This window comes from Streptomyces sp. NPDC051921 (assembly GCF_040680975.1).
Lineage (GTDB): Bacteria > Actinomycetota > Actinomycetes > Streptomycetales > Streptomycetaceae > Streptomyces.
Genome location: NZ_JBFAXU010000051.1, coordinates 1 through 7,313, shown reverse-complemented (window position 1 = coordinate 7,313; position 7,313 = coordinate 1). Strand labels below are relative to the sequence as shown.

General features: G+C 72.7%; 2 protein-coding genes. One reads left to right on the top strand and one right to left on the bottom strand.

Annotated features, from left to right (window positions below; genetic code table 11):
* A partial coding sequence (locus AB0M16_RS36070; protein ID WP_365350762.1) for a phosphopantetheine-binding protein occupies nt 1-1,343 on the top strand: 1,343 nt, incomplete at its 5' end.
* 94 nt (nt 1,344-1,437) lie between these two features.
* Here AB0M16_RS36070 and AB0M16_RS36065 read toward each other — a convergent pair.
* The gene (locus AB0M16_RS36065) at nt 1,438-7,152 is read right to left on the bottom strand and encodes a type I polyketide synthase (RefSeq protein WP_365350760.1); all 5,715 of its coding nucleotides are present in this window, start codon (nt 7,150-7,152) and stop codon (nt 1,438-1,440) included.
* Between the last annotated feature and the right edge of the window lie 161 nt (nt 7,153-7,313).

The following is a 7,313-nucleotide window of genomic DNA, read 5'->3' as shown; positions in this document are numbered from 1 at the left end:
CCACCCCCCACCCCCACCTCATCCCCCTCAAAACCAACCCCACCACCCTCCACAACCAACCCCACCACACCACCCCACCCCTCCTCCGCAAGCTCGTCCCTGCCCGGCTCCGCGCGACGAGCGACGCCGCCGCCGAGGCCGGCGCCGTGCTGCGACGCATGGCCGGAATGACGGCGGAGGAACAGGAGCAGGTGCTGGAGGAACTGGTGCAGCGCTTCTCCGCCCGGCTACTGGGATTCGGCGGAGCCGAACAGATCGACCCCGCCCGCGACTTCCTGGAGTCCGGCTTCGACTCGCTCAGCGCGATGGAGCTGCGCAACCAGCTCAACGAGGCCACCGGGCTGCGGCTGCCCGCGATGGCGGTGTTCGACCACAAGACCCCCGCCGAGCTGGCCCGGTTCGTCCGTTCCGAACTCGCCGGACGCCTCGCACAGGCCGTGTCTCCCGCTTCCTCCCCGGCCGCGGGAGAGCCCGCGGCCGGTGCTTCCGCCGAAGGGTCGGGCGAAGCCCTCCGGTCGCAGACGCTCAGCGCCGTGTTCCGCGAGGCCGTGCATGCCGGCCGGATGAAGAGCGCATTCGCGCTCCTGGGCGCGGTCGCGAACGTCCGGCCGAGCTTCTCCTCGGTCGAGGAACTCGGATACGTACCGGCGCCGGTGAAACTGGCGCCCGGCGGGACCATTACGCCCCGCCTGATCTGCGTCAGCACGCCGATGGTCACCGGCGGGCCCTACCAACTCGCCCGTCTGGCCTCCCACTTCCGGGGCACGCGCACGGTGATGGGCCTTCCGCTGCCCGGATTCGCCACGGGTGAGAGTCTGCCCGCCACCACGGACGCGGCCATCGAGGCCCTCGCGGCGAGTGCCGTGGAGGCGGCCGAGGGGGAACCGTTCGCACTCGTCGGCTACTCGGCGGGCGGCATCCTCGCCCGGGTCACCGCCCGCCATCTGGAGGACGTGCACGGCATCGAGCCGGCAGGCCTGGTGATGCTGGACAGCTACCGCGCCGAGACGGAGCCGGGCGAGCAGGACGAGGAACTGGTCCTCGCCATGCTCTCCAAGGAAGCCGCCTTCGGCGGCTTCGACGTGGCGCGGCTCTCCACGATGGGCCGGTTCGTCGAGCTCGTGCCCCGGCTGGATCCCGGCGAGGTGAAGGCGCCCGTGCTGTTTGTCCAGTGCACCGAACTGTTCTCTCCCGACGGCGACGTGCCGGCGGAGCCCGGTGACTGGCAGGCTCAGCCCTGGGGCGACGCGACGGTGCGGACCGTTGCGGCGAGCCACTTCAGCATGCTGGAGGAGAAGGCCGAACTGACGGCTCGGGTCATCGAGGAGTGGCTCGGCGCCTGACCGGCGGAACGACGAGAGGCAGGCCCCCTTCCGGGGCCTGCCTCTCGTCGTTCTCAGGGGAACGGGGCCGCCGCCGGCAGGGCGGCGGCGGGACCTACTCGGCGGCACCTCCGTCCACGTCCGCGTCCGGGTTCCCGTCCGGGTTCCCGTCCGGCTCCGTGCCCAGCTCCGCATCCTCGCCCAGCACCAGGTTGATCAGGCTCTCGGCATCCATCTCGTCGAGGTCGAGCTCGATGCCGAGGTCGACGTCGAGAGCACGGCCGCCGTCGGCGCTCGTCGCGCCCGGTCCGCTCCCGGCTCCTTCGGCCAGGGCGAGCAGGACGTCCATGACGCCGGCCTCGCGCAACGCGCTCATCGGGATCCGCTGGAGCGCCGTGCGGATCCGGTCCTCCTCGTGAGCGCCACCGGCCGTGCCCGCGGTGTCCTCCGGAGCCAGCTCCGCCAGCACGTGATCGGCCAGGACCCGGGCACTCGGGAAGTCGAAGACGAGCGTCGGCGGCAGCCGCAGGCCGGTCTCCTTGTTGAGCTGGTTGCGGAACTCGACCGCGGTCACCGAGTCGAAGCCCAGGTCCTTGAACGCCCGTTCCGGGGCCACCTCCTGCGGCCCGTCGTGCCCGAGCATCGCTCCGGCGAGGCCGCGGACCAGGTCGAGCACCGCCGCGGCACGCTCCGGCCGGGGCAGCCCGACCAGCCTTTCCCGCAGCGGCTGGGCCCCCGCGGCGGCGACGGTCCGCCTCCCCCGACGCCCGCGGACCAACCCGCCGAAGACCGGAGGCAGTTCGTCCCCGGTCTCCGCCAGGCCCTTCAGGTCCAGGCGCATCGGCACCAGCGCCGGCGCGTCGAGCGCGACGGCCGTGTCGAAGAGCGCCAGGCCCTGGGGCGCACCGATCGGAACGATGCCGGCCCGCCGCATGCGCCGCAGGTCCACGTCCCCCATCTCGCCGGCCATGCCGTCGTCCGTGCTCCACAGGCCCCAGGCCAGCGACTGCGCCACCAGACCGTTCGCCCTCCGGTGGGCCGCCAAGGCGTCCAGGAAGGCGTTGGCCGCCGCGTAGTTGCCCTGCCCCGCGTTGCCGAGCGTGCCGGCCGCCGAGGAGAAGACCACGAATGCGGTCAGGTCCGTCCCGGCCGTCAGCTCGTGCAGGTTCAGAGCGGCGTCCACCTTGGGACGCAGGACGACGTCCATACGGGCGGGTGTCAGGGACGTGATGGCACCGTCGTCCAGCACACCGGCGAGGTGCACCACCGCCGTGACGGGGTGCCGGGCCAGCAGCCCGGCCAGGGCCGCCCGGTCCGACACGTCGCACGCGGCCACCTCCACCCGTGCGCCCAGCGCCGTCAGCTCGTCCCTCAGCTCCGGCATGCCGTCGGCGTCCTCACCTCGTCGGCTGGTCAGCAGCAGACTCCGTGCGCCGTGCTCGGTGACGAGGTGGCGGGCCACCATGCGGCCGAGCCGGCCCGTCGCTCCGGTGAGGAGCGTCGTGCCCTCGCCGTCGAAGCGGGCGGAGGCGTCGACCGGCTGGGCCGGTACGGGTACGCGGGCCAGCCGGGCGGCGTACGGCGTGCCGGCGCGGACGGCCACCTGCGGCTCCCCGGACACCGACGCCACTCCGATGCCCGCCTCCTCGACGACGTCCACCAGCTGGAACGCACCCGGGTGGGCGAGCTGCGCCGCGCGCACCAGACCCCACACCGCCGCACCTGCCAGGTCGGTCACGTCCTCACCCGGCAGCGCGACGGCGCCACGGGTCACGACCACGAGCCGCGACTCGGCGAACCGGTCGTCGGCCAGCCAGGACTGGAGCGCCGCGAGCATCTGGTGCGTCCGTGCACGCACCTCGTCCGCGGTGTTGCCGGGCTCGGACCGGTACACGACCACGCGCGGGGCCGGCTCGGCGTCCGCCGCCTCCTCCCACGGCGACCAGTCTTCCTGCACCGCGGTGCCCGCCGGGAGCGGCTGCGGAGACCAGTCCAGCTGGAAGAGCGAGTCGTGGAAGGCCACCCTGAGCGAGGCGAGCCCCTCCTCGCTGACCGGCCGGGACACCAGGGCCCGCACCGAAGCGACGGGAGCGCCGTCGGTGTCGGCCAGAAGCAGGGACACCGTGTCCTCCGCCACGGCCGCCACCCGCACCCGCACCCGCGAGGCACCGGTGGCGTGCAGCTCCACACCCTCCCAGGAGAAGGGCAGCAGCGTCCCGGTCGTCGGGCCGGCCGCCCCGTCCTCCCGCTCACCCGTCATGGCCGTGACGACGCCCAGGTGCAGGCAGGCGTCCAGCAGAGCGGGATGGAGCCCGAAACCCTCCACCGGGACGCCGTCCGGCAGGGCCACCTCGGCGAACAGCTCGTCACCGCGCCGCCAGGCACGTTCGAGCCCCCGGAACACCGGCCCGTAGGCGTAGCCCCGGGTGTCCAGCAGGTCATACGCGCCCTCGACCGCGACGGCCTCGGCACCCGTCGGCGGCCAGACGGCGAGGTCGGCGGCCCGCCCGTCGGACGAACCCTTGGCGAGGAAGCCCTGCGCGTGCAGGGTCCACTCCTCCTCGGCCCCCTCGACCCGCGCGTACACGGTGACGGGGCGCGCGCCCGAACCGTCGTCGGCCCCCACGCTCACCTGCACCTGGACGGCACCGCCCACGCCCAGCAGCAGCGGAGCGTGCAACGTCAGCTCTTCGACGACGTCGTAACCGACCTCGTCGCCCGCGCGGAGCACCAGCTCCACGAAGCCGGTCCCGGGGAACAGGACCGAATCGCCCACGACATGGTCGGCGAGCCAGGACTGGGTAGCGGCGGACAGCCGCCCGGTGAGGGTGACGCCCCCGGTCTCGGGCAGGTGCACGATCGCCCCCAGCAGCGGGTGCTCGGCTGCGTCCTGCCCCATGTCGGAGGCATCGGCGGCATGGGCGAGCGCGTTCACCCAGTAGCGCTGACGCTGGAACGCGTACGTGGGCAGGTCGACGCGCCGTACACCCGTACCCGAGCCGGTGAAGAAGGCCGTCCAGTCGACTGCGGCGCCGGTGGCGTGGAGCCGGCCCAGCGCGGTGACGAGCGCGGTGGGCTCCTCCTGGTTTCGGCGCAGGGCCGGGATCGCGTGGTCGGAGTCGATGAGGGGGGTGAGTACGGCGTCGGGGCCGATCTCCAGGAAACGGGTGACCCCCTGGGCGGTGAGGGTGGTGACGGCGTCGGCGAAGCGCACCGCGTCACGGACCTGCCGCACCCAGTACGCGGGCGAGTCCAGCTCCTGAGCCGTCTCACCCGTGACGGTCGAGATGACCGGGATACGGGCGGAGCCGTACGTGAGCCCGTCCAGGACCGTGCGGAACTCCTCCAGCATCGGCTCCATCAACACCGAGTGGAACGCATGCGAAACCTTCAACCGCGACGTACGAACACCCTGCTCCGTGAAGTGCGCCGCGATCCGCAGGACTTCGCCCTCGACACCCGAAACGACCACCGAGGACGGCCCGTTGACCGCCGCGATACCGACGCCGTCGGACAGGTGCGGGAGGACATCCGCTTCGGGTGCCGCGACGGCGACCATCGCGCCGCCCTCCGGCAGCGCCTGCATCAACCGCCCACGCGCCGCCACCAACGTCGCCGCATCCGCCAGGGACAGCACCCCGGACACGTGCGCGGCAGCGATCTCACCCACGGAGTGACCGGCAAGAGCGTCCGGTCGGACACCCCACGACTCCACCAGCCGGAACAGCGCCACCTCGACCGCGAAGAGTGCGGCCTGCGCGAACACCGTCTGATTCAGCAGACCGGCGTCCTCACCCCACATCACCTCCCGCAACGGCCGTTCAAGATGCGTATCAAGCTCAGCAACCACCTCGCCCAGCGCTTCGGCGAACACCGGGAAGGAGGAATGGAGTTCCCGACCCATGCCCAGCCGCTGAGCACCCTGACCCGAGAACACGAACCCGGTCCGGCCGTCCTTCCGCGCCGACGCCGCCGCCGTCGCTGACGTCGCCGAGCTCAACGCCCGCAGCTGAGCGATGAGTTCCTCCCGACTGTCAGCGACCACGCTCACCCGGTGGTCCAGGGCCGCGCGACCGGTCGCCAGCGAGTAGCCGACGTCCACCGGCGACAGCTCCGGCCGCTCGTCCATGAAGTCGGCCAGGCGCTCCGCCTGGGCGCGCAAGGCGGTCTCGCTCCGCGCCGAGATCACCCACGGCACCACCGTCGGCGCATCACCGGAAGGAGGCGCCGACTCGGGCTCCGGGGCCTGCTCGATGATCACGTGCGCGTTCGTGCCGCTCAGACCGAACGACGACACGCCGGCCCGGCGGGGCCGCTCGCCGGCCGGCCACGGACGGTTCTCCCGCAGCAGCTCGACCGCGCCCGCCTCCCAGTCCACCTGGGACGACGGCGCATCGACATGCAGCGTCTGCGGCATGACCCCCTCCTGCAGGGCCATCACCATCTTGATCACGCCGCCGACACCGGCGGCGGCCTGCGTGTGCCCGATGTTCGACTTCAACGACCCCAACCAGAGGGGGTGTCCGTCTGTGCGCTCCTGGCCGTACGTGGCGATCAAGGCCTGCGCCTCGATCGGGTCACCCAGCGTCGTCCCCGTCCCGTGCCCCTCCACCACGTCCACGTCCGTCACCGACAGACCGGCACTCGCCAGCGCCTGCCGGATCACCCGCTGCTGCGAGGGACCGTTGGGGGCGGAGAAGCCGTTCGACGCGCCGTCCTGGTTGACCGCACTGCCCCGTACGACGGCCAGGACCTCGTGCCCGTTGCGCCGGGCGTCCGACAGGCGCTCCAGGACCAGCATGCCGACGCCCTCGCCCCATCCGGTTCCGTCGGCGGAGTCGGCGTAGGACTTGCAGCGCCCGTCCGCGGCCATGCCGCGCTGACGGGAGAAGTCCACGAACATGCCCGGCATCGACATCACCGCCACACCGCCGGCCAGCGCGAGCGAGCACTCGCCGCTGCGCAGCGCCTGGGCGGCGAGGTGCAGGGTCACCAGAGAGGACGAGCAGGCCGTGTCCACCGTCATCGCCGGACCCTCAAGGCCCAGGGTGTAGGCCACGCGGCCCGACACCAGGCTGCCGCCGCTGGTGGTGGCGGCCTCGGGGCCGATGCCGTAGTCGTGGTACATCAGGCCGGCGAACACACCGGTCGCGCTGCCCTTCAGTGACATCGGGTCCAGTCCGGCCCGCTCCAGCGCCTCCCACGAGCACTCCAGCAGCAACCGCTGCTGTGGATCCATCACCAGTGCCTCGTTCGGGCTGATCCCGAAGAACCCCGGATCGAAGTCCGCGGCGTCGTAGAGGAATCCGCCTTCGCGCGCGTAGGTGGTGTTCGGCCGCTGCCCTGTCGGGTCGTAGAGCCGGTCGATGTCCCAACCCCGGTCGACGGGGAAGTCGGAGACCGCGTCCACTCCCTCCGACACGAGCCGCCACAGCCCTTCGGGCGTGGTGACCCCGCCCGGGTAGCGGCACGCCATGCCGACGATGACGATCGGGTCGTTCCCGGCCCCGGCCCCCGCTGTGGGAGCGGGCCCGGCGGGCCGAGCGCTTCGCGTGTCCCCCTCGGCGGTGCCGAGCAGCTCCTTCAGATGCTCCACCACCGCCTGTGCGCTGGGGTGGTCGAAGACCAGCGTCGCGGGGAGCCGCATGCCGGTGGCCTCGTTGAGCTGGTTGCGCAGCTCAACGGCGCTCAGCGAGTCGAAGCCGAGGTCGCGGAACGCGCGGTCGGGCTCCACCGCGTCGGCCGACGCGTGGCCGAGGACCGCGGCGACCTTGCCCCGTACGAGCTCGGTCAGTGTCCGCTCACGCTCGGCCGCCGGCAGTGCCGCCATCTGGTCCGCGAAAGCGGAGGCCGACGCGGCTCCGGCGCGCACGGCCCGGCGGACGGGGGTGCGGGTGAGCTTGCGGAGGAGGGGTGGGGTGGTGTGGTGGGGTTGGTTGTGGAGGGTGGTGGGGTTGGTTTTGAGGGGGATGAGGTGGGGGTGGGGGGTGG